Below are 25075 nucleotides of genomic sequence, written 5' to 3'. Positions count from 1 at the left end.
AATACTAAGCCACATGCATTACTTAATATTAAACGTGATTATAGCGTTTAAAATAGAAAGTAAAAGGAGTAAGTTTAGTTATTTTTTTTAATGTTAAGATAAATGTGATAGACCTCAAGCGCATATTGATTTCTTTTTTGTTCTTGAGCCTCGGATTTTTTCAATCCTGCATTATAAGCCCCTACGCCTTTCCAGATATCTCCTTGTATGCGAATAAACTTTGCGAGATAAAACGCGCCTGTATAAATATTCATGCACGGATCTAACCTTAAATGATTTTCGGTAATGCCATACTGCGCTAATTCATTAAAGTTTTGCGAATGAATTTGCATTAATCCAATCGCGTATCGTGTGGGCGATGCTTGATTAATTGCATTCGGTTGGAATGAATTTTCACGAAAGGCAACCGCGCGTAATAAATCAGGGTCAATTTGATAATCTTTTCCTGCTTTATCATAGCAATTAAACGAAAATGAAAAAGGTGAGAAAATTAACGTAATGAGAATACAGATCATTCGCATAGTAAACCCCATAAAATAATAAATACGCTTAACTCAGAATCGCCCATTTTAATTAAAAAATAAAGCACTATTTTAATGCGAGCCAAAAGAAACGAGGAGCAATAAATACGCTCCTCTGAAAGAAAGACATCACACCCCACGCAAAATTTCATTTTGCAAGAATTTATCATTAAATCATGGTGTTAATTAAAAATTAATGAGTGAAAATATTAAAAATCTTTGTGTTAAGTGCTAAATGAGTGCTGAAATGTGGCTAAGTTAGTGCTGTATTGTGGCTATCTTGTGGCTAATCAAGTTAAAACAATAATTTGCGAATTACAGTGCTTCATTAGTGCCTAGATGTTAGCACTAATATAGTGCTTAAAAAATTTAAGATTAGCACTTCTAAAGCACTATGAATATGATACTATCTAATTCAATAGGCACTTAATTAGCACTAAAATAAATAGGTTGAATAAATGGCAAGACAAAACGTATATATGTCACAAAAAGTTTATGATGCAATTAGAATAATCGTTGATGAGCGGCGAGCGGATGGTGCAAGCCATGCTGATGCAAATATGTCAAGCGTCTGTTCAGAAATGCTGGATATTGGGGTTCGTGTCACGATGAATTTAAAAAAGAAGGCAGATGAAAAAGATGATGACGGAATGACATGGGAAGATCTCTATAAAAAACAAATGTTAGAAGATTCAGCAAAAACGCGTCAATGTATTCAAATGATTTTTCAGATGCTATTTAATATTAACGAAATAAAAGAAGATAGCCGTTATGATTTTAGAGAAGGAATTGCAGAAATGAAAAAGGAAACTGAAAAGCTGATTGAACAATTTTTTGATATTAATGATAAGTGATTTTTTTCACTAAAATATTTTTTACAATCTTCGTCTTTTATGACTTTTGATTACTAATCACTGTATATTCTAAAGGTGAGAATATGATAAAATCAAGATATGGTGAAAATTGTAATATTTGAAAGTTGAGAGGTTTTTTAAATGATGAGGAGTATTGAAAGTGAACTAGTTAAGCTGATTTAATCGAAAGGATGGGTTACAGTAAATAGTTTTAAATGAGAATTAAGTGCGTTTAAATTGAATGTTTAAAAATTTAATTATTTCATATAAATAGGTTAATATAATTATTGATTTAATATGTAAATATAGGTATATTTGCTTTAGATATTATAAATGAAAATTTAGAATCGCTCAATAAAGGAGTTTGCACCTCCCTTATTGAGCTAAACACATAACCGACACTTTAGAGGGTGGTTACATGCCTAATACTAATGCTATTTCTTATGGCTTAAGATCTCAAGATCTTTTTTCTATGAACCTGCCGAATCGTCTAGATTCCAGCCTTTTGTATATTAAAAATACAGAAAACTCTTATGAATATTGTGATCAATCATTTTTTTCACTCCTTAATCTTCCTATCGTAAAAAAATTTAAGTCATATGATAACTATAAAAAATTAGAATTAATTCATAACTTGGATGAATCAATTATTAAAAATAGAGCACCAAAAAATTTTTCATTTGCTTATTCCATCTCTGAGCATGAAAAAAAATTATTTATCATTGATACAGTAATTAAAGATTTTAATAAAAACCAATATTTGGTTTCTAAATGGTCACTATTTAGCAATCTGAATTCTAGAGAAGATTTGCTGAGAACTTTAAATCTTGGTGAGATAGAAAATGAAGATTTAAATTTTCCTATTAATGAATTTAGTAATGTTAGTCCAATTAATTTAGCATGCAGCGAAGAGGAATGGATGGTTATTTGGTTTTTTATTCTTGGAAAATCGATTCGGTGGATAGGCAATTATTTAAATATGACTAAAAAAATCATAGAGATGCATATATACAGTTTTTATGACAGGACTGGTATATCTAATAAAAAAAATCTTATGGCTATATCGTATAAATATAACTGGTTGTCTTCTATTAACAAAAAAACCATTGATATAATCAACGCACATCAAAATCAAGATAAAAAAATTTTATTTTAGATATGTTGTGGTTTTATGGTTTATTTTTTCCAAATTAATAGTGTTTGATTCTGATTGGGGTGTTTTTTTGTGATGATAGTCACAATTGCCCCCTTAATTTGGAGACACTTGTCTCCCTGATGTATTGATTTTTGTTGTATTGTCTAACTCTAGTTAATTGGAAGACTATTATGCTAAATGAAAATCTTAATCATAAACGTATAACAATTGTTATAAGCGACAAGTCAATAGAGTTACTTGTCGCAGCAGCAAAAAAGTCAGGAAGAAGTAAAAAAGAAGAATTAAAAATAAGAGTGATTCATAGTCTAAAAAATATTGAACTTATTAATGAAAGTTACTGGGATTTAGTTTCTCAATAATTATTTTGAATTTATAAACTGTTAAATAAAAAGACAGCGGGAAGACTTTGCCATTAAAAAATGGATTTGTCGGGCTGGGGCGGTAGCGCATTCAATTTACCTCGTTTTTATCACGCTTTATTTCTTTGTGTTTAATGAAGGAATAAAGCGAGCTAAAAGCTCAGTTACTATCTAATACTCTTTAAGGGTTTATTTTGAAAATAATGAAACATCTATTAACAAGGAAATAGCTATGTCACAACTGACTATCGAAAATACGCCAGCCCGTAAGAAAGGATTATTTAAACGTGTTATTGACGCGGTGAACTTTAAACTGGGAAAAACTTTATTCCGTTTAATCGGTTTACCGATGATGGCCTTTTTAGTCTCTAAAGGGGCAATGGCGGCGGATGACTTAATGGCCGCAGGTCGTGAAGATGCGGAAGCGAGCTTCGGGGAAGATTCAACCCTGATTTATTACTTCATGTTAGCGGAAGTGGTGCTGGTCTTCTTAATGTATTTACGTAATCACAACCCAGCGACATTCGTGTTAATCCCTGTGTTCTTTGTGATCACCGGTATTATCTTTGCCATTATCCGTGCCCGTGCACCAGGCGTGACACCATAAGATACTTAATTTGGTATTGAAGGAACAGCGTAATGGAAGAAGAGCGCGCTAAGCGATTCATCTTTCCTCAGACGCTGACGGAGCAAAGCCGTCCAATCGGCTTACCGCTCGATGAAACCTGTGCCATTGCTCTCCCATTATGCTGGGGAGTCATGGACAAGCAATATATTGCAGGGGTTGTCGTTGGCGCTTTGCTCTGGTTTGCACTGAGGTATTTCAAAAAAGGGAGGGGAACAGATTGGCTGATTAATGCGTGTTACTGGTATTTGCCTTCCTTCTGTTTTCAGGGAATGTACAAACGACTTCCCGACTCCGCGTTCAGGCTCTGGTTAAAATAACAGGAGGTCACGGTGAAACTGAGCGCAGCCAAATCTGCCCACAAATTCACATCACTCATTTTCATTATATTAGTTTGCTTATTAGGAGGAAGCATTACAGGGAATATTCTGGCGTGGTCGAATATTGCCACTTTAATTGATAGCCGTGAAATGACCTATATCCCGCAGTTCTTTGAAACCCCGTTTACCCTAAGTCGTTCGCATGCGGATGCCAACTACCTCGAACAAACCGCACAGTCGTTGATTTTCTTACGTTACAACGTATCACCAGAATCGGTTAAAGCTAATCACAAAGCGTTATTACGATTTTTTGATAATGGTCAGCGACCCCAGATGCAAGAGATTTTGGCTGAAGAAGCGAAACAAATCATTGAAAACAATGTCACCAGTGCCTTTTATTTGTCCGGAATGGATGTGTATCCCAATTCTGGCATTGTCGATATTCACGGTGATATTCAAACGTGGATTGGCAACCGGAAATCGTTACCTGAACGGGTGACATTACGATTAACTCTGAAGTACGCAAATGGGCTCACGACAATAGGGGGCTTTGAGGTACAAGTCGATGAAAAGAAGAAAAAGTAAGTTAAGTCAACTGGCGTTATTGGCCCTGAGTTTGGGCCTCTTTTCTGCCTTCAGTTTAGCGGAGCCCGCTGCAACTTTACCTGTACAAATTCCTGTCTCGCCTGATTCGCAAGTGCGTGTGGCCTTTAGTAACAGTGAGCCAAATATGTTGGTGGTGCCAGGCGACCGGATTGTCGCGATTGATAGTGCACAAGGCATGTTTATCAATGGCAACCAAAAAGGGGCAACGGGTCAGCTCAGTGGTGGCGTAGTGTTGATGACCACGCAAACCAAACCGTTTACCTTTTATGTCCGTACCGCAGGCGGTTTGACCGTGTCAGTAGTGGCGGTTCCGCAAAAACGGGATGGTCGCGTGTTGCAGTTGGTGTCGTCAGTCCCTGCGAAACGTCCAGCAGCCAAACAATGGGAGCGTTCTCTGCCTTATCCCCAAATGCTGATTGGACTGCATAAAGCATTACTCAACGGCGAAATCCCGCAAGGTTTTGCTAAAGCACCTGTCACCGTTACGCCAACCTTGTCATTACCGTCGGGGTATGTGGTGTCTGCGGATGAAATGTGGAATGGCGGTGAAGTTCGGGTATACAAACTGGCGGTGCGTAATACCACGGCCAACGCTAAACCGATCACTGAGCGATTGTTTAATGCGCAGGGGGTAAGGGCAGTATTGATTTCGCCGTATAGCGAACAGGTGTTACCGGGTGCGACCGCAACCGTGTGGTTAACGGTGAGTAATGAGGTGACGCATGGCTAATTTAAATGTGAAAACGCGTCGTAAACAACTCGTGGTTTTTTTAATGGTGGCGTTAGGGGCCAGTGCCATTGGTGGGGTTGCATGGTGGTTCAGCAAACCCTCAAAACCCAAAACCAAACAAACGGTACAAAAGCCTGTTCCGAACATGACGGGGGTTGTCTCTTCCACCTTTGACCGTAAAGTCGGGCAAGCCGCCATGGCGGATTTGCAATCCACCGCATCACAAGTGGACAAGCAAATGAAAAGCGTGAACGCCCGAATCGAACGTTTAGAGCAGGAAAATAAAGCGTATCGCGACAAAATTGAGCAACAAGATAAAGACTTAACGACGTTGCAAGACCAGCTGAATGAGGTGAGTAATGGGTTGATCCATGGCGACAATACCTTACCTCAACTTCAACCTCAAACGCTGCCTGTTGGCACCATCCCAACACCGAATGGTCAAGCCAGTCAGCCGATTATCCCGCCGCCAACGGCATTTTATCAAGGCGGGCAATATCCCGTTGGGCAACCTCAAATCAATGTGAACCCAGTACTAAAGCAAGGCTTACATTCGATGACCATCGAGTATGAAGAGGATAAGGTGGATAACAGCTTACCCGCTTTACCTTATATCCCGTCAGGGAGTTTTGCTAAAGCGATGGTGATTGAGGGCGCGGATGCCAATGCTTCTGTCACGGGGAACAGTAATCCATCACCTATGCAGTTTCGCTTAACGGGTAAACTGATTATGCCGAACAATGAAGAGTATGACTTAAGTGGGTGTGCGGTGACGGCGGGGGTGTATGGCGATATTTCCAGTGAACGCGGACTCGTTCGTACAGATCGTCTGTCTTGTAAACTGTTTGGCCATACGATTGATATGCCCTTTAAAGGTCATGTTTCCTTTATGGGGAAAAATGGGATTAAGGGAGAACCGGTCATTCGAAATGGTGAGTTAGTCGGTTATGCCTTTGGCGGCGGGTTTATCGAAGCGGTCGGCTCAGGTTTTTCCAAAGTGGGGAGTGAAACCGTTGGTATCGGTGCTAGTAGCACGACCACGATGGCAGATGTGATGCGAGGCGGAGTCGGTGGCGGTGTTCAACAATCCGGAAAAATGTTGTCGGAATACTTCATTAAACGTGCTGAGCAATATCATCCGGTGATCCCGATTGGTGCTGGAATTGAAATCACTGTCGTTTTCCAAGAAGGCTTCCAATTGGAATTTATTGAACAGATGCGCAAAAAGAAAAGTAAGGATGCCGTGGCCGAACCTGTTCAGCAAACGCTTAATCAAGGCATTACGGTGACGAAACAAGCGTTACAAGAAATTTCACTCGGGGATGCGGTGCCATCCACAAATTACCCGCAATACCCAACACAACAATAACGTCTTTCACGCCTCCTTATCGCCAACACCAGGGCAATCTTAAGGTGCAGTTATGTTAACTCTACCCACAAAAAACAACACTAAAACGCGATTAAAAGCGGTCCTTCTTATGGGGCTCATCAATTCACCTGCGGTGATATTGGTGTGTGCCGACATCAGTTGGGATGGATTGCTTTTTCTCGCAATCTATACCGGTTTGAGTGCCTGGGTGACTCAAATCTTAAATAACGACTCTCAACAAAAGTGAATGAACAGATGGATAAATGGTATTTATTGTATTGCAAAACAGGGCAAGATTTACGAGCGATTGAACATCTTGAACGCCAAGGGGTGAATAGTTTTTCCCCGCGTTATGAGGCGGAGAAAATGGTGCGAAACCGGAGACGCAAAGTGATGGAACCCCTGTTTCCAAACTACTTGTTTGTGAAATTCGATTATGAAGTGATCCATTTTTCGACCATTAACTCAACGCGGGGTGTGAGCTACTTTGTGCGCTTTGGCAAATTGCCTGTGGTGGTGCCCGATGAAATCATTGCGACTCTGATGGTGCCGAATTTTATGAAAGAGGTGAGTGAGCAGTTACCGCAAAAAGGGGATGAAGTGGTCATTTATGACGGTATCTTCCAAGGTGTGCGTGCGATTTACAGTGAACCTGACGGGGAGGCTCGTTCGGTGTTACTTCTCAAGATCCTTAACAAAGAAGTGCCTCGTGTTGTCGAAAACCGTAACTTTGAAGCCATAAAATAACGGGATAAGGAAGCTAGTGATGTTAAGTACAATATTCATTGTCTTCGTGGTTGTCATTTTATGTTTAGGGTTAATCATTGTTGCGACAAGTAAAGCGAGTGAAGCGACATCTGTATTTGCGTTGATGATTTTACTTATCGCTGCAGTGATTTTCGGGGCTGCAATATTAAATGAAGAAGATAAGTCAGAGGTTGTGAGTAAAGGTGAATATTACTCAACGAAATGTCAACTCATTGAAACTAATAACGATAATGGATTATTTCAGTCAAACACCAATAAGCTCAAGTGCGGTGATGTGATTGAAAATGTCACTGTGAGTGATTACAAAGAAGCCATTGAAGCCTACCAGAACAGCAATGTTCAGATGAATAAGCTAAATTAAAAGTTAATATGAAACGCAAATTAAAGATTAACTGGCTAGGGCGCTGCGTGGTATGTGGCAGTGAGAACAGTATTGTCGAAACCGAGTTTGGCTCAGAAGATTTCCTATTTGAAAAAGATAAAATCACCTGCTCAGGCTGTGCTCATCAAGGCCTTGTGGTCGTTGAAAATGACGTTGCCTATGCAATTTGGAATACCCCTGAAATCAGGGGAATACCCGAACAATGCGAAAAGAAGGATTAAATTCATTTAAACCTTCGGGTTCGTATTCAGTCATTCTATTTCATCCATTTAATTAGTACCTATCATCTTGGCGATTAGAGAATAATATCATGTTAACGGTTAACGTATTAAAGACGCTGCTTTATTCAACTCGCAATCAATTTAATTTGATTGAGCATATCGCAAATAATACTCATACCCTTTCTGATGACGATATTAAGTTAATGATGGGGAATGCATTACAAACAATTAATGGTCTATTGTCATTATATGGTGAGCATAAAACGGTTTTATCTGAAATTTATAATTTAAAGCTGGTTATTGAGAACGATGACTTAATCATTTCAACACCATTACTACCTCATCGCATCATTTGTTACTTGGCACATATCAAATCAATGCAACACACTAATCCTGACATCTACGCGCGATACAAAATTTTAATACAAAAAATAAGAGGGAATAATGAAATTATTTGATATTAATAAGAAAAAGCAGCATGAATTAGAAATTGAACGACTTAACCGAGAGATTGAGCAATTAAAGCATGAAAATAAGGCTTATCAGCAATTTGTTGAACAAACGTATTACTACGCTGGAAACTATCCCGCAATTAAGTTAGTTAATGAATTTCGTTATTTTTCACCCGCTGTTGAGTATGACGAAAACTATGCGATTGAAATATACAGTCTGGTTCAAAATTACCTCTATCGTTATTTAACGGCGTATTTAACTTTATTACAAACTATCTCGCCAGTCCGTGCGAATGATTGGGAACATACCTTTGCCCTTTTCTTGAAGACGATTGATGAAAATATTGATAAGCATCCTCCGCGTCATCTTGAACAATTTAATGACTTTAAATAGGGATTATTCATGTGGTTAATAAATAAACTTAATTTATTCGATAAGTTAGTTATTAAACTTAAGTTGTTGTTGAATAAAAGGCGAATACTTCGAGGTTATCGCACATCCTATGTTCAAGTTGGTGATACCGGACAATGCCTAGCTATTTATAAAGACGTTGAGTTAGGGAAAGCGGTTGTCTCAATACAAGGGGATGAATTATACCTTCGCGATATCGTTGTTCACCCCTTATTTAGGCGAAAAGGGATTGGCAGCATACTAATAGAACGGCTTATTAACCAATTTCTAGGCAGTGAGGTTATCTGTTTTAAAGGGAAGCTTGAAAATAAATCCATTGTTAATTTTTATTCAAGGCTGGGTTTTACCTTTGATAGTAATAACATGATATATCGATCATTAGAGGACAATACAGTGGAACAATTCATTAAATTTAAAGACTTTAATCCATTCACACTCTCGATGGAGCCCGATGGTTATTTTAGTGAGCAATTAGCGTGTGAAGCCCTGAATTTATGGTTTGCAGAGAATAAGGCTTTGAATATTAAAATTATCAATATAGAAACAAAAGAAGATAAGTCATCCAGCTCTATCATGAGGACGGGACGCTCATTTCAAGGTATTCGCGTGTGGTATATGACAGGAATATAACATGCTCCCCAGCTTAAATTTAATTCTGCACAATCGTTAGAAACTTACTTATCTCACAAATTACATTATTACCCATTACTTAACTTTATTTCATTGGAGGGTGCTATGACCAGTCCTGAAGAACGACTGTTTCAATTTAAAGTGATGCGCACCTTTGAGATTATTAATTTTCTCATCGCAATACTGAGCATGAGCGTTTGGGGGAGGGGCTTCTTTATCCCGTCACCTCAATATCTTAATTATATTCCCTTGCTATGTGCGGCAAGCACGATGGTTGTTTTCGTTTGTTTAGGTTTAGGGCAATACTCAAAACCAGACTATCTTGCTGGGAAAGTGGAATTTTCTTCCCGCAAGAAAATGGTCCTATTTATCATCAAATGTATTTTTGTTTATGTGGTTTTCTTTTCTATAGGATTGGCCATTAAACATAGTTAAATAACGTGGTTTTATTCGACATTCTTCGTCGTATCCCCTCTTTTTACCAACTCTGTATTCAATAAGGCTCAATTATGAAAAAACTCCTCATTCTAGGCGCATTAACTCTGCTCGCCGGTTGTACTGCGGGCATGAAAGATTCCTTTGATTGCAATGCCACCGCGCAAGACAGCTGCATGACCATGGAAGAAGCCAATCAAAAAGCGGCACAGCAAAATATCACTTGGAACCATCCTGCTAGTGGGGAGGGCACATCCCAAAAGCGAGTTGAGTTGCCGCGGTTAGCGCCGTTGGCAACCCCGACTGTGCCGGTTGTGACAACCGCGTCTCCAGCTCAATCTGTTCGTACTGCGGTGCAGGATAATCGCGCTTCCTCACAGACAGTGAGCGCGTTGGGAGCATTTGAAACGACATCCGCGCCCATAAAAAAATCGGTTCCGGCTAATTCATTACCTCCGATTTCACAGCCAACCCAAACGTGGTCGGGTTGGGGCGATATTGGTATGGCGCCCCCAGTTCGACTTCCCGCGAGTACCGCGCGGTTATGGATAGCCCCGTGGATTGATGAAGAGCAAAACTTTTATCAACCAGCCGTCGTCTCCTTTGTTGTGAAAGAGGGCCAGTGGAAGGAGCAGTTACAATGACCCAAAAACGTGGCTTCTTGCAAAAATTGAAGCAACTTGGCAATCCCCATGCAAAAGATGCGGGTGAATCCCCGTTTATGGAGAGCCTATTCAAAGGACTCCTCTCTAACTGGAAACAACCTGACGGGGCACGCAAAGCCCATGAAGCACTGGAGGAGATGGACTATCCCTCCTTTAGCAGCGTCTTACCCTACCGCTATTATGACGCCGACTCAGGGCTTTTTATTAACAAAGAGACAGCGGGCTTCGTGTTGGAATGTGCCCCTTTGATTGGTGCTAACGATAAAATTGTCGATGCACTGGATTATTTCCTGCGCAACAAATTGCCGCGCAAAACCCCACTCACTTTTTTGTTGCTCGGCAGTAAATGCATCAGCGGCATGTTGGATTACGGTCTGAGGGACTTTAGCTGGGATGGGGAGTTGGCGTCAAAATTCAATGCCATTACCCGTGCTTACTATGAAAACGGGGCGATGAATGGTTTAGCCAATAAACAAGGCTTGCCATTAACACTGCGGAACTATCGCCTGTTTGTCATCTATGCCGAACCCGTTAAACGGGCGGATGCGTTGACGCTGCAAAATTTGAATCAAACCTTGAGTGTGGTGCAGCAATCTCTCCTCGGTGCCAGTATCGGTTCGGAGCGATTGGATGATAAAGGCTTAATCAAGTTGGTGCGTGAAATGGTGAATTTTCGTCATCACAATATTGCCGAGCCGTCCGACGAAATCGAACCGTATGAAGAACTCAATGCGCAGTGTGTTGACCGTTCGTTCGTGATGGAGCTGAAACCCGAAGCCATGCATCAGAGCTTAATGGATGAAAAGGGGAAAAAATCACATACGCGGATACTTAACTACAGCCTAGCCAAAAACCCGCAGCGGTTTGCACTCTGGCAAGGGGGCGATAATCTCAGCAATTTACTTGACCCTGCGGCTTCCGTGTCATGCCCGTTTGCCATTACGTTGACGTTGGAAGTCGAGGATTTAGTCCGAACCCAAAACGAATCGATGACCAAATCAGCCACCTTTAACAAACGTGCAGAATCCAAGTTCTCCAGTTGGGTGCCAGGAGTGAAGCAACAGGCGAAAGAGTGGACCGAGATCCGAGAACAGCTGAGTAAAGGGCAATCGGCGCTCGCACGATACAGTTATGGTATTACGTTATTTTGTGAAGATGATGACGATAAAGCCCTGAATGCTGAAATGGCGCTCATGAATACCTTTAATAGCAATGGGTTAACCCTATCACCCCCGAGTTTTATGCAATTGCGTAATTACATGGCGTTGTTTCCGTTTGTGATGCAAGAGGGCTTGTGGGGCGACATGAAACGCTCGAATGGCACACTGCGGGCTAATGCTTTCAACGTAGCCAACTTGTTGCCCGTGGTTGCTGATAACCGCATTTGTCGCAGTGGGTTACCTATCCCCTCATATCGTAACCAGTTGTCTTATCTCGATATCTTTGATGATGATTCGGGGCTGGGAAACGATAACTACAACATGGGGGTGTGTGGCACCTCGGGGGGCGGTAAGTCCTTCTTAGTGCAAGCCATTATCCGACAAATTCTCGATAGTGGCGGTTGGGCCTATGTCTTGGATATGGGCGAATCCTACAAAGGGTTGTGTGAAAGTGTCGGGGGCGTCTACGTTGATGCGCGCGACCTTAAATTCAATCCGTTTGCGGGTGTCGTCAATATTAAAGAAGCGGCAGAGAGCATTCGCGACTTGCTATTGGTGCTGGCCAATCCGTCAGGGGACATGGATGACACCTCTAAATCTATCTTGTTGAATGCGGTTCAAGACGTGTGGGAGGGGGCAGCACCGAGCAAACGTCAGGGTAATGAGGTTCTGATCGATGATATTTCAGAATACTTAACGTGGCAACTCGAGCATGGCGTTTTTGAAGACGCTGACTCTGTGCGCAATAAGATGCACGAGATCGTTGTTTCCTTACAGAAATACACCACCAAAGGATTGTACGGGGAGTATTTCAATAGCCCTAATCCTGCCCTTAATGACAATGTGCGGTTTACCGTACTGGAAATGGGCGGCCTACAAAATAAACCTGACTTATTAGCTGCCGTCATGTTTTCCATGATGATCTTTATTGAACAGCGCATGTATCTATCGCCACGGGACATAAAAAAGGCGGCCATCATCGATGAAGGTTGGAAACTGCTCGACAGTGAAAATAGCTTTGTCGGTAACTTTATTGAAGGGGGTTATCGAACTGCCCGTAAGTACCGCGGAGCCTACATTACCATTTCTCAAGGAATTGAAGATTTCGATGGTGAGGATGCGAGTGTGGCCGCGAAAGCCGCATGGAGTAACTCGTCGTACAAAATTATCTTGCGTCAAAACTTGGAGTCGTTCCGTAAATACAACCAGAAAAACCCCGATCAGTTCAACGTGCTTGAACGTACCGTTGTGGAAGGGTTCCCTTCGGCAAAAGAGGCGCACTTCAGTGCCTTTATGTTACGGGTGGCAGGACAAGTGTCTTATCACCGCTTGTTGATTGATCCCATCAGTCGCACTTTGTTTTCCACGGACGGGAAAGACTACCAGTTCCGTGAAAATGCCGCAGAACAGGGACTTTCCCAGCAAGCCACGTTATTGGCGTTAGCCCAACAAAAATTCCCAAGAGAAATGGAGGCCTTATCCCAATGGCAGACCCAAACACGACATTAGTCGACAAAGTGCAAAAAACGCCCGCACGGGGCGCGAGCCGTCGGCGCAAAGCCTGCTTGAAGGCGATGATTTTTTTTATGGTGATTGCGGTGGTACTGAGTTTCAGTATATCGGTGTTTGTGGTGCGCTGGCTTGCCCCCGTTACCGTCACTTTCGACATGGCGGGCACGGTTAACCAATATCAACAACAAATGGCCATGCAGTTTAACGCCGAAAATCCGCTCAGTGAGCAACAAATCGCCGATGCCACTCACCGTTTTCAAGTGGCGCTCAGTGACAGTTTGTCGGAGTACCAACATGAACATCAGGCCCTGATTTTAGTCACGCCTGCGGTGGTGATAGGGGCGGAAGATATCACGGTCGATATTCAAGCCGCAATCGCCGACAAAATGGCGCAATAAAGGAGGGCAGATGAAGCGAATGCGACAGTCTACATTGGCAATATTGTTTTGTTTACCTTGTCTTGTTACTGCCAAAGATCTCGGTGTCTGGGGGGATGTGTACCCCGTTCAAGAGCAAAGTATGTTGGACTTTATCCAGGGGCGGTTAAAGCAGATGGAGGGCACGGGGGAAATCGCGCAGATGCAGCAGGATTTTAAAGACCGTGTGATTGAAAATACCTTGCGTCCACCGCCTGTGGATTGGCTCAGTACCGATACTGAAGCACATACGGTGTGGTACGACCCGACGTTTACGGTTCAAGGGGATTATGCTGACCACAATGGTGTGATGTTTGCCCGTCAGGGTGACAAAATAAACCCGCTGAGTCACGTGGCACTGGGGCAAACCCTTTACTTTTTAGATGCGGATGATCCGCGCCAAGTCGCGTGGATGAACGCACAGCAGCCTGCGACCTTGCGTTATAAAGTTATTTTAACCAACGGCAATATCAAAGAGGCTACAGAGGCACTGAATACGCGCGTGTTCTTTGACCAAGGGGGCAGTTTAAGTCGCCAACTCGGGCTTCAGTACATTCCGGCGGTGGTCACACAAGAGGGCGACAAACTCAAAATCGTCTCAGCCGCGATGCAGGAGGGGCGATGAATAAATTTACCCGTTGGCTATTGAGTGTGTGTGTACTGGGTTATGTAACAGTGACAACGCCAGCTAAAGCCGATGCGTTATGTGAGGGAAATTTTGTTAATCCGATCACCGATATTTGTTGGGATTGCCTGTTTCCAATGACCATTGGCAATGTGCCTGTTTTCCCTGGTGTGGCACCGGATACAGAAAACCCCTCGATGCCGATACAAATTTGCCCGATGGGGATTTTATACCGCATTGGTTTAGCGATTGGCTATTGGGAGCCATTTGCTCTAACGGATGTGACCCGTTCACCGTATTGCATGGTGAATTTGGGTGGCTTTAACATCAATGTGGGTAAAATGGGCGCGGGTAAAGGCACGCAAAATGACCCTGCAACTCAAGGTTCGTTCTACCATGTGCATTGGTATAAATACCCGCTGACCTATTGGCTCAATATCATCACGTCGGCAGGCTGTTTAGAGCGGGGGGATATGGATATCGCCTATTTATCTGAGCTAGACCCCCTGTGGAATGACAGCTCTTTGTCGTCGATTATTGCCCCTGAAGCGTTTGTATTTGCCAATCCCATCGCGCAAGGGGCGTGCGCTGCGGATGCGATTGCCAGTATTGGCAGCAAGCCTTTAAATGCGCTCTTTTGGTGTGCGGGTTCTCAAGGCAGTATGTATCCGTTTACGGGGTATACCAGCAATGAATTCAGCCCCCAAGCGTCTTCGGTTCTGCTTTCCGAGCGGATGGCTTTTAAGTTGCATCGGCAAGGATTGGTGATGAACAGCGTCGGGAAAAATCAGGAAGTGTGCTACACCTATCCGTCGCCCATTATTCCGAAAGACCGCTATCGCTATCAGATGGTCAATATGTACCCAGATACAGGGCAATGTCATCCCTTTGGTCGCTCGGTGATGCGCTGGCAAACGGGGCACGCCTCACCCAACAGTCGTAAAAACTTTGGTTATCTCATCTGGCGTAAACGTAACTGCGTTTTCCTCTAACACGAGGTATTTTCATGAAATCCGTTTTCTTTTTATTCGTAAGCTTGGTGCTTGCGCCAGTTGGTTATGCCTTAACGGATGACCAACAGTTTTTAGAACAGCTGCGCGACCAAAGCGCGGCCTTGCTTGAACAGTCCATGCCGCCGGAGGGGGTTAAGCCCCCTGAAATCTCCGCCAAGGATAAAGCCTGGATTGATAATTTATTGGCCAAACAGCAGCAAGCGCAGCAACACGCCGCTGATGCGGCTAAAGCACAAACTGAGCAGGAAAGCCCCTTTGTCTACTTTGTGTCGTTTTCTATTCCCGAAGCAGGGCTCAAACAGATGGTGCTGGAAGCCACGCAGCTTGGTATCCCCACCTTGATTAATGGCTTGATTGACAATGACTTTCGCAAAACGGCCAGTGCCGTGTTTGAACTGACCAAAGATAGCGGGGAGGGGGGCGTACAAATCGACCCGAAAACCTTTGCTCAATATGGCATTACACAAGTGCCTGCACTGGTCGTGCGCTGTGAACAAGGCTTTGATGTGATGTACGGCAATATCCGTTTGGTCTCCGCCATTGAGCGGATTGCTAATAGCGGCGACTGCCATGATGTTGCCCGTGATTGGTTTGCATCGAGGGCGCGGCAATGAAACGGTTATTGATTGCATTATGTGGCGTGGGGGCTCTGTCACTGGGGGTTGCGGCCAATGATTATAACGCGGGGTCGGAATTTGCTAATAGCCTGAAAAACACGGGTACAGACACGATAAAAAACACTAATCCCGCCAATATCATCCCGAACTACACCGCAAACCCGTCAGAAAGTGGGTATTACGGTGGGGTGACGTCAGGCGCTGCTTCGGGATTGGAAAATGCCGGTATGAAAGCGATGAATGACACCGATGCGGGGCAAGCCACGATGGAGGTCATGAAAAATCGCCCGCCAGATAAGTTGGATTTGGACGCCCCGTTCTTAAAAGCGGGCATTGATATGCGGGAAAAGGCGGAGTCGGAAAGCGGGCAAATTACGGTGCCCTGCCAGGATGTGACGCTCGATAAAACCGAAATCACGTCACACCAATGTGAGCGAACCCCAGCCGCCAGTTTAGCGTGTACTCGCACGGCTAAAATCACCTGGGAGGAAGACACACAATCGGTTTTAAAAGAAATCTATGTCCCCAATGAACAGGTCAAGTACCACAATGTGGGCAGAAAACCGATTGTTGGGACATTTAATCTGGATCAGGATGGTCGAATTGAAGCGTTTACGATGTATGGGTGGGCAAGAAAGTGCGCCCCCTACAATGAGCCGCTGTTTCCATGGCATACAGATCAAGTTATCAGTCTATGGGGATTAACGCTAACGGATTTAAAACCGCAACGCACCTGTAATTGGAATGACATGGGAAATGCAAAAACGGTTGTCGCATCTAAGGCCATTAATGTTAAAGAGGGGAAACACCAGTTTACGATTTCATTAACGGGTCTTTGGCAATACGGCAATATTACAGAAGGAACCGTTGATTTACTGAATAAAAATCAATTAAGGGTCAATTTAAAAATTAAGATGTGGGTACTTGAAAAAACAGTGAAGCCAAAAATTGAATGGGTTGAGCACTGTCCGTTTGATAAGTCCGAAGAAGTGAAGGTGGAAACTCAGTGTACTGAAAAAGGAGGCACCAAAACGGTGACTGTGGGCGGTAAAAAGTACGATATTTACAGTGAATGTTGGCAGTACACCGATTATTACGCCAAGCAGTCAGCAGACAATGGCAGTTGTGGTGACTACATGAAAAATCCCGCCTGCACCATTGTGAAAACCACCTGTATTGAATCCGTTGGCAGTACCTGTTTGCGTGAGCAAGCGGTGTTTTCCTGTGAAAAAGGGCTGACGGGAGGCGGGAAAATGTGCGGTGTTGAGCTGATTTGTGCCAGCGGCGAGTGTGACCAAATCAAGAATGACAAGGCGAACAGTTTCCAAAAAGCCGTATCCGCGTTAGCGGCAGTGGCTGCGGCAGGGGAAGATGTGGCAGAGCTCAATGATGTGAATGTCAGGGCCTTTACAGGTCAGCGCACTACCTGCCGTAAAGCCGCCGCGGGGTTCAGTAATTGTTGCAAAAGCGGTGGTTGGGGGAGTGATGTGGGGCTGGCGCACTGTGACAGTGAAGAAAAAGCCCTCGGTAAAGCCAAAAGCCGCAATCTCACCATTTATGTCGGTTCCTATTGCTCAAATAAAGTCCTCGGGGTGTGTCTTCAGAAGAAAGAAGCCTACTGCGTGTTTGACAGTAAGCTCGCCAAAATCGTGCAAGAGCAAGGGCGTGGCGGGCAGTTACGCATTGGTTTTGGTAGCGCCAAAAACAGTGATTGTCGCGGTATCACCGTTGATGAATTGCAGGCCATTAACTTTGACCGATTGAATTTTGCGGATTTCTATTCCGATTTGGAATCGGGCACCGATATTCCGGCTGACCAAGAACTGATTGACCGCGTAAAAAATCAAATCGCCAATGGCTTGCAAGGCCAAGGAGGACAAGGATGAAACGCCTTTTATTGATAATGCTCGGCAGTTTGATGATTTCAGGAGGCGTGTTAGCCAACCATAGCGAACAAGCAGAAACGCGAACCTATGTGGATGAACCTATCGTCGGTTGGCACTGGTATAACGAGCCGCAACCGGAAGACGAGGAAGAGCCGCCAGAGCCAGAGCAAATCCCGCTTTCGACATTATCACCGACCTTACAAAAAAAGGTCATGCAAAAGCTAACGGCAGAAGCGTTAGACACGGCGATTATGCAACCAACCCCTGAGAATGCCGCGAAATTCGTGGCACTTCAGCGGTATTGGCTCAATCAATCTGGAAAGTTTGAACGCTCTGTGCAAAAAGCCCTGCTGCTACATCCTGCACTTGATTACAACTTGGAGCATTCCTTTTATAACAGCACGGTGCCTCAACAGCTTTCCACAGTACGCAATAAAGAAAAACAGGCTATTTCGCAGTTAGCATCTCAGTACGGATTGTTTTTCTTCTATCGGGGCGGTGAGCCGTTGGATAACCAGTTAGCCAGTGTGGTGGCGCAGTTTGCTGAACAACACGGGGTTGTGCTTATCCCGATATCGGTGGATGGTCAGCGTAGTCAGCAATTGCCGAACACCAAGCCAGACAACGGGCAAGTGGCAAAAATGCAAATCACCCATTTTCCTGCCCTGTTCTTGGTTGACCCGAAAAACGAATCTTACCAGCCGTTGGCCTACGGTTTTATGACGCAAGATGCGCTAGAACGTCGCTTTTTAGATATTGCGACCGATTTTACCCCGAACTATTGAGAATAAAATGATGGAAAGAACCTTAAAAGCTCGATTAATTGAGAATGCGTTATTGTATGTCGGCATTGCGCTCATGATAGCGGCCGTGGTGTTTTGGGGCTTGATTGAAGTGTTACTGAAGGTGCGTAAAGCCAGTATCACTGACGATTTACTGTTAACCCTTCAATGGGTACAAGATATGGGGACGGTCTTTATCTTTGCCGTCGGTGTCGCAGTGGGTGTTGCTGGATTTTTGTATGCGGCTGTTCGTGCCTGGCAAGCCTTTCAGGGCGGAGGAAATAAGGAGAAACACCCATGAGAGCGTTACTCTTTTCCTTTTTACTGCTCAGTTTCAGTGTCGCTCAGGCAAGTGTGATGGATGAAATCGCCGAATTAGAGTCCCACAAAACGGCAGTGAACGCCCAGCCCAACATGAGCCCTGAAACTTTCAAGCCAGAAACGATTGTTCCTGCCAAACCGCCAGTGAAACCGTATTCGTTACCCAATGGCAAAGTGGTGAATTTGAATGATTATACATTGGTCCTTTTTATGCAGTCGAGTTGTCCGTATTGTCATCAATTTGACCCACAACTTGCGTTGTTATCTGCGCAAACGGGATTAAGTGTATTCCCGTATACGCTCGATGGGAAAGGGGATATGGCTTTTCCGAATGCCATTCCCGCGCCACCTGAGGTCGTGCAGTCTTTTTTTGGATCAGGGTTACAAGTCATCACGCCCACGGTTTTTTTGGTGGACGTGAATACGCTACGCACTTATCCCCTTTTGCAAGGGCTGACCGATATGCAAGATGTGATGAATCGGGTTAACAGTAACTTAATGTTAGCGACGCAATAATCCTTTTTTATTCTGTTCTACCCCGTTTTATCCCACTTTAAAATTCAATGCCGACACGCAGCAACGTTGCGGGGAATGGCACTCAATAAGGTTTACCCACAATGAATGATTTAATTACCCCTATTCTATATTGGAATAAGGCGATAAACCCTGCCTGTATGATGTGTTGGCATGTTGATATTCAATGCGGAGGTCACAATGCGTAAAGGACTCATTGCCGTGATGTGCTCGGCGTTATTCAGTCACACGGTGGCAGTTGCCAATGTGAATGGCGACATGAATAACTTCTTCAATAAATTGGGTTTTGAAGGGAATGCGACAGAAGCCCGCGCATGGGAAGGGCAAGCCGCAGGCTATGCCACGGGCGGCAACTTGTTTATTCGTAATCAAGTCAAACAGCTGCAAATCGCTTCATTTACCCCGCCCAATATCAATGCAGGGTGTGGGGGGATTGATGCATATTTGGGGTCGTTCTCTTATATCAATGGTGAGCAGCTTCAGCAGTTTGTGAAACAGTTAATGCAAAACTCCACAGGTTATTTCTTTGACTTGGCGTTGCAAACCACGGTGCCTGAATTGAAATCCGCCAAAGATTTCTTACAAGACATGATTTCTGGTATTAACAGTATGAATATCTCTTCCTGCCAAGCTGCGCAAGGTATTGTGGGCGGCTTATGGCCAACCAACACCGTACAGTCGCAAAAAATCTGCCAAGATATTGCAGGGCAAACCAATATGTTTGCAGACTGGGCGGCATCACGCCAGGGTTGTACTGTCGGGGGAAAAATGAATGATGCGTTTAACCGCGCCCCTGAAAACATGAAAGACCAAATCATCCAAAATAAAAATCTCATGTGGGAAGTGCTTAACAGCAACAAAATGTTGGATGGTGATAACGAGCTCAAAGAGCTGATTATGAACCTCACTGGCACATTGATTTTTGGCAAAGACAATGGCGATGTGACCACGACCGTTCCTAAAGTAAACCGGCAAGAATTAATTAAAGCGTTGATGTACGGCGGCACTATCAGTATCGAAGGGTGTGTCTCCGTTAATGGCTGTCTCCAGCTGAAGAAGAAAACCATCACCATCAGTAAAGACAATGGCTTGAATTCTTTAGTCAAAAAAATCATTCAGCAAATTCAAAGCAAATTGAAAGATGACATCGCCTTAACCCTGGGTGAGAAAGGATTTATTCAAAGTACGTCGGTGCCTATTTTGAAGTATTTGGTTGACCCAATGCAGCTCAATATCAATGTGTCCATCTTGCCCGCACTGTCCGATTACATTGCGTATGACATTTTACTTCAGTACCTGCTTGAGTTGATTGACCAAGCTAAAATTGCCTTGGGAAACCGTAACTTTCCTGAACAACCCTTAGATGTTTTGCGTAAAAACGTTGCCGAGGCCAGCCGTCAATTGGAAGACTTACAACGTCAAGTTGAAGTGAAAGCCAATGTGTTGATGGAAATGGAGCGGCAGATGAGTTATTTGCGTCAGCAGACGTCCAGTCAACTCCAAGAGCGTTACCAGCGTAATTATCATTTCAATATGTTTACTCCAGAACAAAAATCAAATCAGGGAGGGTGATGAAGATGGCGTCTATCGATACGGTGTATGTCTTAGGCGGTGGTGAATACATGATGCAGGTCTTCAATGGCGTGGCCGCGATTGTGGGCTCTTCATCGTGGGAATCCATGTTCCGCATTGCGTTACTGATTTCCGCTGCCTCCTTCTTTGTGGTGTATCTGCGAGGGCATGACCCGAAGGAGGTTATCAAGTTTGCCGCTTATATTATTTTAGTTTCCAGTGTGCTCCTTGGGCCTAAGCGTTCCGTGCAAATCATTGACCGAACCGACCCCACGGGGGTTTATCTTGTCGATAATGTCCCCCTCGGGTTAGCTGCTCCTGCGCATATGATTAGTTCGATTGGAACCAGCTTAACGGAGCTGTATGAGTCGATTTTTCATATGCCAGACTCATTGAATTACAGTAAAACGGGCATGTTATTTGGGGCAAATTTAGTCGGAAATGTCAGTGATGTTATGTCGACAGATGGGGATATTGCTGAATTAATGAGTTTGTACACCAAAAATTGTGTCATTGGTGACATCTTAATTAATCACAAATATTCCTTTCAAGAATTAATGAACAGTCGTGACCCCTATACGCTGATTTTTCAAAAACCGAGCCCTTTACGGGGAGTGATGGTGCCTGAAGGAAATAAAAAAGCACAACCCGCCGGATTTTGGACATGTGAAGATTTGGCCAAACGCGTACTAATGCCTGCGATTGGTGCCGACACTCAAACGGGTGGAGAAACCTGGGCTTATACCGTCAGGCGTATCTTTGGAGGTCGTCCTGATGCAAATGTGTTGTTTAGCGCCATGCTTGGGGACAGTTATAATTATTACTACTCTGGCAGTGAAACTGCCAGTCAGTTAATGCGAAACTCAGTGGTCATGAATGCACTTAAACAAGGTATAGGCGGGTACAGTGCACAAAGTGGCGATACCGCCAGTTTAGTGAATTTAGCCTCTACATCGTCGTATAATAAAATGCGGCTCTCTTGGGCCACATCAACAACGGTGGGAACCTCTTTTACCCCGTTGTTGTATACCATTTTGTTTTCGTTAATTGTGGCGTTATTTCCCATTTTCATCTTGCTGATGACCGTCCATGCGCTGACGACGCGCATGGTATTTAACTACATCATGTCGATTATTTATCTGCAATCCTGGGCACCGATGTTCGCCATACTCAATCATGCAACGAGTTTTTATTTGCGAGGGCAAACCAATGGATTGGATTTCAACCTAGCAAATCAGGCGCATATTCAGCAAATTCACAGTGATATCGGGTTAATTGCGGGGTGGTTAACCTTGTCCATTCCGTTTATTGCCATGGCGATTGTGAAAGGGCTAGGGCCAGCTGTTGCACAGGCAGGGAACTATCTTGGTACGGCCATTAACAGCTCTGCCTCGGCAAGTTCATCACAAGCCGCAGATGGAACGTGGGCGTTTAATAATATGCAGACCGACAATGTGGCAGGTAATAAGTGGGATACTAACTCGAGTTTCCGTGATGGCCAAATGACACGACAACTCGCCAGCGGTGCCATGAATACGATGACCAGTAGTGGTCAAGAAATCATGGATACTAGCGGTGCAATGTCACGCTTACCTGTTTCGATTAAAGGCAGTGAGGCGATGGTGAGTTCACTACAACAAAGTGCGAAAAATGCACAGGCAACAGCAGCACAATCAATGAGTGCTTTCCAAAGTTCGGTCAATGTGGCAACCAATCAAATGGCACAATTTAGTAAAAACTTTGGTAACAGTGCGACTGTGTCCTCAATGACAGATTCTGGGGTAAGTAGCAATCAGAGTGAAGGTTACAGGAAAATCAAGAATGCAGTGGACTCTCAGCGAAAAGCGGATAACAGTACAACGGAAGAAGCACTGTCAAAATTATTCAGTAATAGTATTGATCGAACGAACACATTTGGAGCAAAAGGCGAAGCTGGTATATCTATATTCGGATTGGGAGGGACACAAGCATATTTCGATAAGAACACCAAAAACACAGAAGGTCGGCAAGATAGTAGCCAAGAGCGAGGAGCACGGAACCAAGATGCAGGCAGTGAGGAGAGCGCTCAACGGACACGGGAATTTAATGAAGGGCTTGAGTTACTCAATAGCAGTAAAATATCAGACGGTACAAATCGTCACGATAATGAAGCCAGCTCGGAAATCAGTCAGCTCAGTGCAACACTCAATACGGCCAAAAACCAATATGAGCAGTATTCTCGCAGTACAACCGAGAGCCAAGAGTACAGTGATATGGCCAGCTATGTGACGAATAACAGTGCACAAATTGACAGTAATTTAGACCAAGAGTTTGCAAACTATGTACGTCAAGCTTCACCAAGCCGCGCTGATACAATTTTAAGTAATACGAGTGATTTGTCGATTGCAAGAGAACGTGAAGCATTGGCAAAAGATTTTATTAATGACCGATTGCTTCCAAATGTTAAAAATGATTATGCTCAAAATCGGGCGAGTATCGTTGCGATGGATAAAACGGCATCAGATGGAAATATTCCTTCAGGAGGGAGTTTAATGGCGGAATATGATGGTCATGTACAGGATGTTAATACGCTCAGTCAGAATGCTGGAATAAAACATGACACTGCTCATAAAGTCACCGAAAAAGAAAAGGAATATCAAGATAAAATTGGTACAGTAAAAGGAAAAATAAACCAAGGTTCGGTGGGAATTCAACAACGTCACGATGAACTCAAACTAAATCATCAAGAAAAAATACAAGAGCATGAAGTTAAAATGGAAAAAGAAAGAGAAAAGCACATGGATGCAGGGTTGATTACGGATACTCGTCGGGTAGAAAAAACTCCTGATTCTAATGGATTTATGACTCAAGATGATTATTATAAAAAGAATAGTGATTAGATGGAGGGTGAATGAATAAATATAAAAGAATAGTTATAGGTAAAAATATAATACTAATTATTGTGAGTTTATTCTTTTTTGTCATTACAGAATCAAAAGGTTTTAATTTATATAAAGATGCGTATATATTCAATGTGATAATGTTTGGAGCTGCATTTTTTTGGATTTTTACTGCATTTAAGGTAGTTCCAGATACGGGGCTATCACCAAAGGCATATATGCAAGTAACATTATCTTTCATTATATTTATTGCTCCGATAATAGATTATTCTTTCGATAGAGTTTTCACGAAAGTAAGTACTATATTATTTGTGCTTGCCTTATCTGATGGGTTTTACTTTTTATGGGCCATTATATTGAATGCAAAGAAAAAATTAGAATCTCCAAAAGTAAAAGAACTTTTGAATGAAATCTTTAGTAATCAAAAATCTAATTAAACCCTAACGCACTTCGTTTGTTAACGGTCTACTCCCCTAAATAATAAATTTTTCAGGGGAATAGACCCTCTCGTTTCTAGAGGTTTCCAATGGCGGATGAAATTGATGTCTCTCAAGCTGAGAGCGAGTTTTTGCTGTCTTTAAGGTTGAGTCAACGTGCACAGTATCATGGTCAAAGTGCAAAATTTTGTATCGAGTGCGGTGAGAGTATTCCGCTTGCGCGCAGAATAGCCTTAATCGGTGTGCAACATTGTGTTAGTTGTATAGAGCGCCAAGAGTGTTCTCGCCTAAGATAATTACGTTTTTAAATTAATCCTACCTACGTTTTATATCGAATTCTAATTTGAGGTTATCATGAATAAATCAACACTGAATAAAGTGGGGATAGCATTGTTATTATTTTTATTTTCCCATACTTCTTTCTCATCAACATTAAAAGATGATGATACATATATCCCCAAATACACCGATTTTATTTTAGAATGCAGTGATTATATTGTCGGTGATAAATACCCCAATAATACAACCGAACAAAACCTACCCATTTATTTAAGTTACCACCAAGTCTCGGAATCAGCTAGTCGCCAAATAGCTGAAGAACTGATGAAATTAAAACGGTTTTTACCGAAATTGAATTTACCCGCTTTTCTGAATGGTCGAGATCGTGAATATGTGATTACATTTTGTGCTGTTGTGACGCATGATAAAATCAAAGCGTTAGAAAAATCACTCAGCATTAAAAAATAACCCCTTTCGTTTTTTATCTCATATGTAGGGAGCACGTCTCTCTCTATTCTCTTTATTTGACAGAGTGAT

The 25075-nt window shown here is 43.1% G+C and carries 31 protein-coding genes; 30 read left to right on the top strand and 1 reads right to left on the bottom strand.

The genetic code is table 11. From position 1 onward, the window contains the following. Positions 1-74: 74 nt before the first annotated feature. The gene (locus tag AC4IFT_RS20135; RefSeq protein WP_490752505.1) at positions 75-521 is read right to left on the bottom strand and encodes a transglycosylase SLT domain-containing protein; all 447 of its coding nucleotides are present in this window, start codon (positions 519-521) and stop codon (positions 75-77) included. A gap of 458 nt (positions 522-979) precedes the next feature. Between AC4IFT_RS20135 and AC4IFT_RS20130 the strand changes: the two genes are divergently transcribed. The 30 genes from AC4IFT_RS20130 to AC4IFT_RS19985 all read left to right on the top strand — a co-directional run bounded on the left by AC4IFT_RS20130 (position 980) and on the right by AC4IFT_RS19985 (position 25006). Then, on the top strand, positions 980-1375 hold the full coding sequence (locus AC4IFT_RS20130; RefSeq protein WP_490752503.1) for a relaxosome protein TraM: 396 nt from the start codon (positions 980-982) through the stop codon (positions 1373-1375). A gap of 418 nt (positions 1376-1793) precedes the next feature. Then, positions 1794-2531, top strand: coding sequence for a helix-turn-helix transcriptional regulator (locus AC4IFT_RS20125; protein ID WP_490752501.1), 738 nt, complete (start codon positions 1794-1796; stop codon positions 2529-2531). 170 nt (positions 2532-2701) lie between these two features. Then, complete coding sequence (locus AC4IFT_RS20120) at positions 2702-2890, top strand: TraY domain-containing protein (protein WP_490752499.1); 189 nt, start codon at positions 2702-2704, stop codon at positions 2888-2890. Positions 2891-3122: 232 nt separating this feature from the next. Then, positions 3123-3497 (top strand): type IV conjugative transfer system pilin TraA, encoded by a 375-nt coding sequence (locus tag AC4IFT_RS20115; RefSeq protein ID WP_490752497.1) that lies wholly within the window; start codon positions 3123-3125, stop codon positions 3495-3497. Positions 3498-3529: 32 nt separating this feature from the next. Further along, positions 3530-3835 carry a type IV conjugative transfer system protein TraL gene (gene traL / locus AC4IFT_RS20110; protein WP_094962781.1) on the top strand — a complete coding sequence of 102 codons (306 nt, stop codon included), beginning with the start codon at positions 3530-3532 and terminating at the stop codon, positions 3833-3835. 12 nt (positions 3836-3847) lie between these two features. After that, a complete protein-coding gene (gene traE / locus AC4IFT_RS20105; RefSeq protein WP_222961259.1) occupies positions 3848-4420 on the top strand; it encodes a type IV conjugative transfer system protein TraE in 573 nt (190 codons plus the stop codon). Beyond that, positions 4401-5171 (top strand): type-F conjugative transfer system secretin TraK, encoded by a 771-nt coding sequence (traK, locus tag AC4IFT_RS20100; RefSeq protein WP_490752495.1) that lies wholly within the window; start codon positions 4401-4403, stop codon positions 5169-5171. The genes traE and traK overlap by 20 nt, the downstream gene beginning before the upstream one ends. Beyond that, positions 5164-6540: an F-type conjugal transfer pilus assembly protein TraB gene (gene traB / locus AC4IFT_RS20095; RefSeq protein ID WP_094962778.1), complete on the top strand. Its 1377-nt coding sequence runs from the start codon at positions 5164-5166 to the stop codon at positions 6538-6540. The genes traK and traB overlap by 8 nt, the downstream gene beginning before the upstream one ends. 255 nt (positions 6541-6795) lie before the next feature. Beyond that, positions 6796-7287 carry a transcription/translation regulatory transformer protein RfaH gene (rfaH, locus tag AC4IFT_RS20090; protein ID WP_272537127.1) on the top strand — a complete coding sequence of 164 codons (492 nt, stop codon included), beginning with the start codon at positions 6796-6798 and terminating at the stop codon, positions 7285-7287. Between the two features lie 19 nt (positions 7288-7306). Beyond that, positions 7307-7669: a hypothetical protein gene (locus tag AC4IFT_RS20085; protein ID WP_222961253.1), complete on the top strand. Its 363-nt coding sequence runs from the start codon at positions 7307-7309 to the stop codon at positions 7667-7669. Positions 7670-7677: 8 nt separating this feature from the next. Beyond that, positions 7678-7911 carry a hypothetical protein gene (locus AC4IFT_RS20080; protein WP_490752492.1) on the top strand — a complete coding sequence of 78 codons (234 nt, stop codon included), beginning with the start codon at positions 7678-7680 and terminating at the stop codon, positions 7909-7911. A gap of 89 nt (positions 7912-8000) precedes the next feature. Further along, positions 8001-8369 carry a hypothetical protein gene (locus AC4IFT_RS20075; RefSeq protein WP_490752490.1) on the top strand — a complete coding sequence of 123 codons (369 nt, stop codon included), beginning with the start codon at positions 8001-8003 and terminating at the stop codon, positions 8367-8369. Beyond that, on the top strand, positions 8356-8757 hold the full coding sequence (locus AC4IFT_RS20070; RefSeq protein WP_210850808.1) for a hypothetical protein: 402 nt from the start codon (positions 8356-8358) through the stop codon (positions 8755-8757). The genes AC4IFT_RS20075 and AC4IFT_RS20070 overlap by 14 nt, the downstream gene beginning before the upstream one ends. A 9-nt stretch (positions 8758-8766) precedes the next feature. Then, positions 8767-9405, top strand: coding sequence for a GNAT family N-acetyltransferase (locus AC4IFT_RS20065; RefSeq protein WP_110592950.1), 639 nt, complete (start codon positions 8767-8769; stop codon positions 9403-9405). A gap of 105 nt (positions 9406-9510) precedes the next feature. Beyond that, entirely contained in the window at positions 9511-9840 is a 330-nt protein-coding gene (locus tag AC4IFT_RS20060; protein WP_110592951.1) for a hypothetical protein, read from the top strand. 74 nt (positions 9841-9914) lie between these two features. Beyond that, positions 9915-10484, top strand: coding sequence for a type IV conjugative transfer system lipoprotein TraV (traV, locus tag AC4IFT_RS20055; protein ID WP_490752487.1), 570 nt, complete (start codon positions 9915-9917; stop codon positions 10482-10484). 77 nt (positions 10485-10561) lie between these two features. Further along, complete coding sequence (gene traC, locus AC4IFT_RS20050; RefSeq protein WP_490752531.1) at positions 10562-13174, top strand: type IV secretion system protein TraC; 2613 nt, start codon at positions 10562-10564, stop codon at positions 13172-13174. Continuing rightward, positions 13150-13575 carry a type-F conjugative transfer system protein TrbI gene (trbI, locus tag AC4IFT_RS20045; RefSeq protein WP_490752485.1) on the top strand — a complete coding sequence of 142 codons (426 nt, stop codon included), beginning with the start codon at positions 13150-13152 and terminating at the stop codon, positions 13573-13575. Before traC ends, trbI begins: the two co-directional genes overlap by 25 nt. A gap of 19 nt (positions 13576-13594) precedes the next feature. Beyond that, on the top strand, positions 13595-14218 hold the full coding sequence (gene traW, locus AC4IFT_RS20040; protein WP_490752529.1) for a type-F conjugative transfer system protein TraW: 624 nt from the start codon (positions 13595-13597) through the stop codon (positions 14216-14218). After that, positions 14215-15210 carry a conjugal transfer pilus assembly protein TraU gene (gene traU, locus AC4IFT_RS20035; protein WP_490752483.1) on the top strand — a complete coding sequence of 332 codons (996 nt, stop codon included), beginning with the start codon at positions 14215-14217 and terminating at the stop codon, positions 15208-15210. The genes traW and traU overlap by 4 nt, the downstream gene beginning before the upstream one ends. 14 nt (positions 15211-15224) lie before the next feature. Next, positions 15225-15845 (top strand): type-F conjugative transfer system pilin assembly protein TrbC, encoded by a 621-nt coding sequence (gene trbC / locus AC4IFT_RS20030; protein WP_490752481.1) that lies wholly within the window; start codon positions 15225-15227, stop codon positions 15843-15845. Continuing rightward, complete coding sequence (locus AC4IFT_RS20025) at positions 15842-17734, top strand: conjugal transfer protein TraN (protein WP_490752479.1); 1893 nt, start codon at positions 15842-15844, stop codon at positions 17732-17734. The genes trbC and AC4IFT_RS20025 overlap by 4 nt, the downstream gene beginning before the upstream one ends. After that, positions 17731-18519 (top strand): type-F conjugative transfer system pilin assembly protein TraF, encoded by a 789-nt coding sequence (gene traF / locus AC4IFT_RS20020; protein WP_490752478.1) that lies wholly within the window; start codon positions 17731-17733, stop codon positions 18517-18519. The genes AC4IFT_RS20025 and traF overlap by 4 nt, the downstream gene beginning before the upstream one ends. 7 nt (positions 18520-18526) lie before the next feature. Then, complete coding sequence (locus AC4IFT_RS20015; RefSeq protein WP_110592959.1) at positions 18527-18817, top strand: hypothetical protein; 291 nt, start codon at positions 18527-18529, stop codon at positions 18815-18817. Further along, positions 18814-19353 (top strand): type-F conjugative transfer system pilin assembly thiol-disulfide isomerase TrbB, encoded by a 540-nt coding sequence (trbB, locus tag AC4IFT_RS20010; RefSeq protein WP_490752475.1) that lies wholly within the window; start codon positions 18814-18816, stop codon positions 19351-19353. The genes AC4IFT_RS20015 and trbB overlap by 4 nt, the downstream gene beginning before the upstream one ends. 198 nt (positions 19354-19551) lie before the next feature. Then, positions 19552-20943: a conjugal transfer pilus assembly protein TraH gene (gene traH / locus AC4IFT_RS20005; protein WP_349489564.1), complete on the top strand. Its 1392-nt coding sequence runs from the start codon at positions 19552-19554 to the stop codon at positions 20941-20943. Then, positions 20943-23822, top strand: coding sequence for a conjugal transfer mating-pair stabilization protein TraG (gene traG / locus AC4IFT_RS20000; protein ID WP_490752473.1), 2880 nt, complete (start codon positions 20943-20945; stop codon positions 23820-23822). Before traH ends, traG begins: the two co-directional genes overlap by 1 nt. An 11-nt stretch (positions 23823-23833) precedes the next feature. After that, a complete protein-coding gene (locus AC4IFT_RS19995) occupies positions 23834-24259 on the top strand; it encodes a hypothetical protein (RefSeq protein WP_392509044.1) in 426 nt (141 codons plus the stop codon). Between the two features lie 89 nt (positions 24260-24348). Beyond that, complete coding sequence (locus AC4IFT_RS19990) at positions 24349-24555, top strand: TraR/DksA C4-type zinc finger protein (RefSeq protein ID WP_392509045.1); 207 nt, start codon at positions 24349-24351, stop codon at positions 24553-24555. Positions 24556-24613: 58 nt separating this feature from the next. Then, positions 24614-25006, top strand: coding sequence for a hypothetical protein (locus AC4IFT_RS19985; protein ID WP_490752471.1), 393 nt, complete (start codon positions 24614-24616; stop codon positions 25004-25006). Positions 25007-25075: the final 69 nt, after the last annotated feature.

Source organism: Providencia sp. UF-183, assembly GCF_058246155.1.
Note: the sequence above shows the minus strand (reverse complement) of the source record. Positions and strands in the feature narration are given on the sequence as shown.

What these genes read in the sequence shown, in the direction of transcription:
- AC4IFT_RS20135 (WP_490752505.1), bottom strand. Translation starts at nt 521, where the DNA reads ATGCGAATGATCTGTATTCTCATTACGTTAATTTTCTCACCTTTTTCA.
- AC4IFT_RS20130 (WP_490752503.1), top strand. Translation starts at nt 980, where the DNA reads ATGGCAAGACAAAACGTATATATGTCACAAAAAGTTTATGATGCAATT.
- AC4IFT_RS20125 (WP_490752501.1), top strand. Translation starts at nt 1,794, where the DNA reads ATGCCTAATACTAATGCTATTTCTTATGGCTTAAGATCTCAAGATCTT.
- AC4IFT_RS20120 (WP_490752499.1), top strand. Translation starts at nt 2,702, where the DNA reads ATGCTAAATGAAAATCTTAATCATAAACGTATAACAATTGTTATAAGC.
- AC4IFT_RS20115 (WP_490752497.1), top strand. Translation starts at nt 3,123, where the DNA reads ATGTCACAACTGACTATCGAAAATACGCCAGCCCGTAAGAAAGGATTA.
- traL (WP_094962781.1), top strand. Translation starts at nt 3,530, where the DNA reads ATGGAAGAAGAGCGCGCTAAGCGATTCATCTTTCCTCAGACGCTGACG.
- traK (WP_490752495.1), top strand. Translation starts at nt 4,401, where the DNA reads ATGAAAAGAAGAAAAAGTAAGTTAAGTCAACTGGCGTTATTGGCCCTG.
- traB (WP_094962778.1), top strand. Translation starts at nt 5,164, where the DNA reads ATGGCTAATTTAAATGTGAAAACGCGTCGTAAACAACTCGTGGTTTTT.
- rfaH (WP_272537127.1), top strand. Translation starts at nt 6,796, where the DNA reads ATGGATAAATGGTATTTATTGTATTGCAAAACAGGGCAAGATTTACGA.
- AC4IFT_RS20085 (WP_222961253.1), top strand. Translation starts at nt 7,307, where the DNA reads ATGTTAAGTACAATATTCATTGTCTTCGTGGTTGTCATTTTATGTTTA.
- AC4IFT_RS20080 (WP_490752492.1), top strand. Translation starts at nt 7,678, where the DNA reads ATGAAACGCAAATTAAAGATTAACTGGCTAGGGCGCTGCGTGGTATGT.
- AC4IFT_RS20075 (WP_490752490.1), top strand. Translation starts at nt 8,001, where the DNA reads ATGTTAACGGTTAACGTATTAAAGACGCTGCTTTATTCAACTCGCAAT.
- AC4IFT_RS20070 (WP_210850808.1), top strand. Translation starts at nt 8,356, where the DNA reads ATGAAATTATTTGATATTAATAAGAAAAAGCAGCATGAATTAGAAATT.
- AC4IFT_RS20065 (WP_110592950.1), top strand. Translation starts at nt 8,767, where the DNA reads ATGTGGTTAATAAATAAACTTAATTTATTCGATAAGTTAGTTATTAAA.
- AC4IFT_RS20060 (WP_110592951.1), top strand. Translation starts at nt 9,511, where the DNA reads ATGACCAGTCCTGAAGAACGACTGTTTCAATTTAAAGTGATGCGCACC.
- traV (WP_490752487.1), top strand. Translation starts at nt 9,915, where the DNA reads ATGAAAAAACTCCTCATTCTAGGCGCATTAACTCTGCTCGCCGGTTGT.
- traC (WP_490752531.1), top strand. Translation starts at nt 10,562, where the DNA reads ATGGAGAGCCTATTCAAAGGACTCCTCTCTAACTGGAAACAACCTGAC.
- trbI (WP_490752485.1), top strand. Translation starts at nt 13,150, where the DNA reads ATGGCAGACCCAAACACGACATTAGTCGACAAAGTGCAAAAAACGCCC.
- traW (WP_490752529.1), top strand. Translation starts at nt 13,595, where the DNA reads ATGCGACAGTCTACATTGGCAATATTGTTTTGTTTACCTTGTCTTGTT.
- traU (WP_490752483.1), top strand. Translation starts at nt 14,215, where the DNA reads ATGAATAAATTTACCCGTTGGCTATTGAGTGTGTGTGTACTGGGTTAT.
- trbC (WP_490752481.1), top strand. Translation starts at nt 15,225, where the DNA reads ATGAAATCCGTTTTCTTTTTATTCGTAAGCTTGGTGCTTGCGCCAGTT.
- AC4IFT_RS20025 (WP_490752479.1), top strand. Translation starts at nt 15,842, where the DNA reads ATGAAACGGTTATTGATTGCATTATGTGGCGTGGGGGCTCTGTCACTG.
- traF (WP_490752478.1), top strand. Translation starts at nt 17,731, where the DNA reads ATGAAACGCCTTTTATTGATAATGCTCGGCAGTTTGATGATTTCAGGA.
- AC4IFT_RS20015 (WP_110592959.1), top strand. Translation starts at nt 18,527, where the DNA reads ATGATGGAAAGAACCTTAAAAGCTCGATTAATTGAGAATGCGTTATTG.
- trbB (WP_490752475.1), top strand. Translation starts at nt 18,814, where the DNA reads ATGAGAGCGTTACTCTTTTCCTTTTTACTGCTCAGTTTCAGTGTCGCT.
- traH (WP_349489564.1), top strand. Translation starts at nt 19,552, where the DNA reads ATGCGTAAAGGACTCATTGCCGTGATGTGCTCGGCGTTATTCAGTCAC.
- traG (WP_490752473.1), top strand. Translation starts at nt 20,943, where the DNA reads ATGAAGATGGCGTCTATCGATACGGTGTATGTCTTAGGCGGTGGTGAA.
- AC4IFT_RS19995 (WP_392509044.1), top strand. Translation starts at nt 23,834, where the DNA reads ATGAATAAATATAAAAGAATAGTTATAGGTAAAAATATAATACTAATT.
- AC4IFT_RS19990 (WP_392509045.1), top strand. Translation starts at nt 24,349, where the DNA reads ATGGCGGATGAAATTGATGTCTCTCAAGCTGAGAGCGAGTTTTTGCTG.
- AC4IFT_RS19985 (WP_490752471.1), top strand. Translation starts at nt 24,614, where the DNA reads ATGAATAAATCAACACTGAATAAAGTGGGGATAGCATTGTTATTATTT.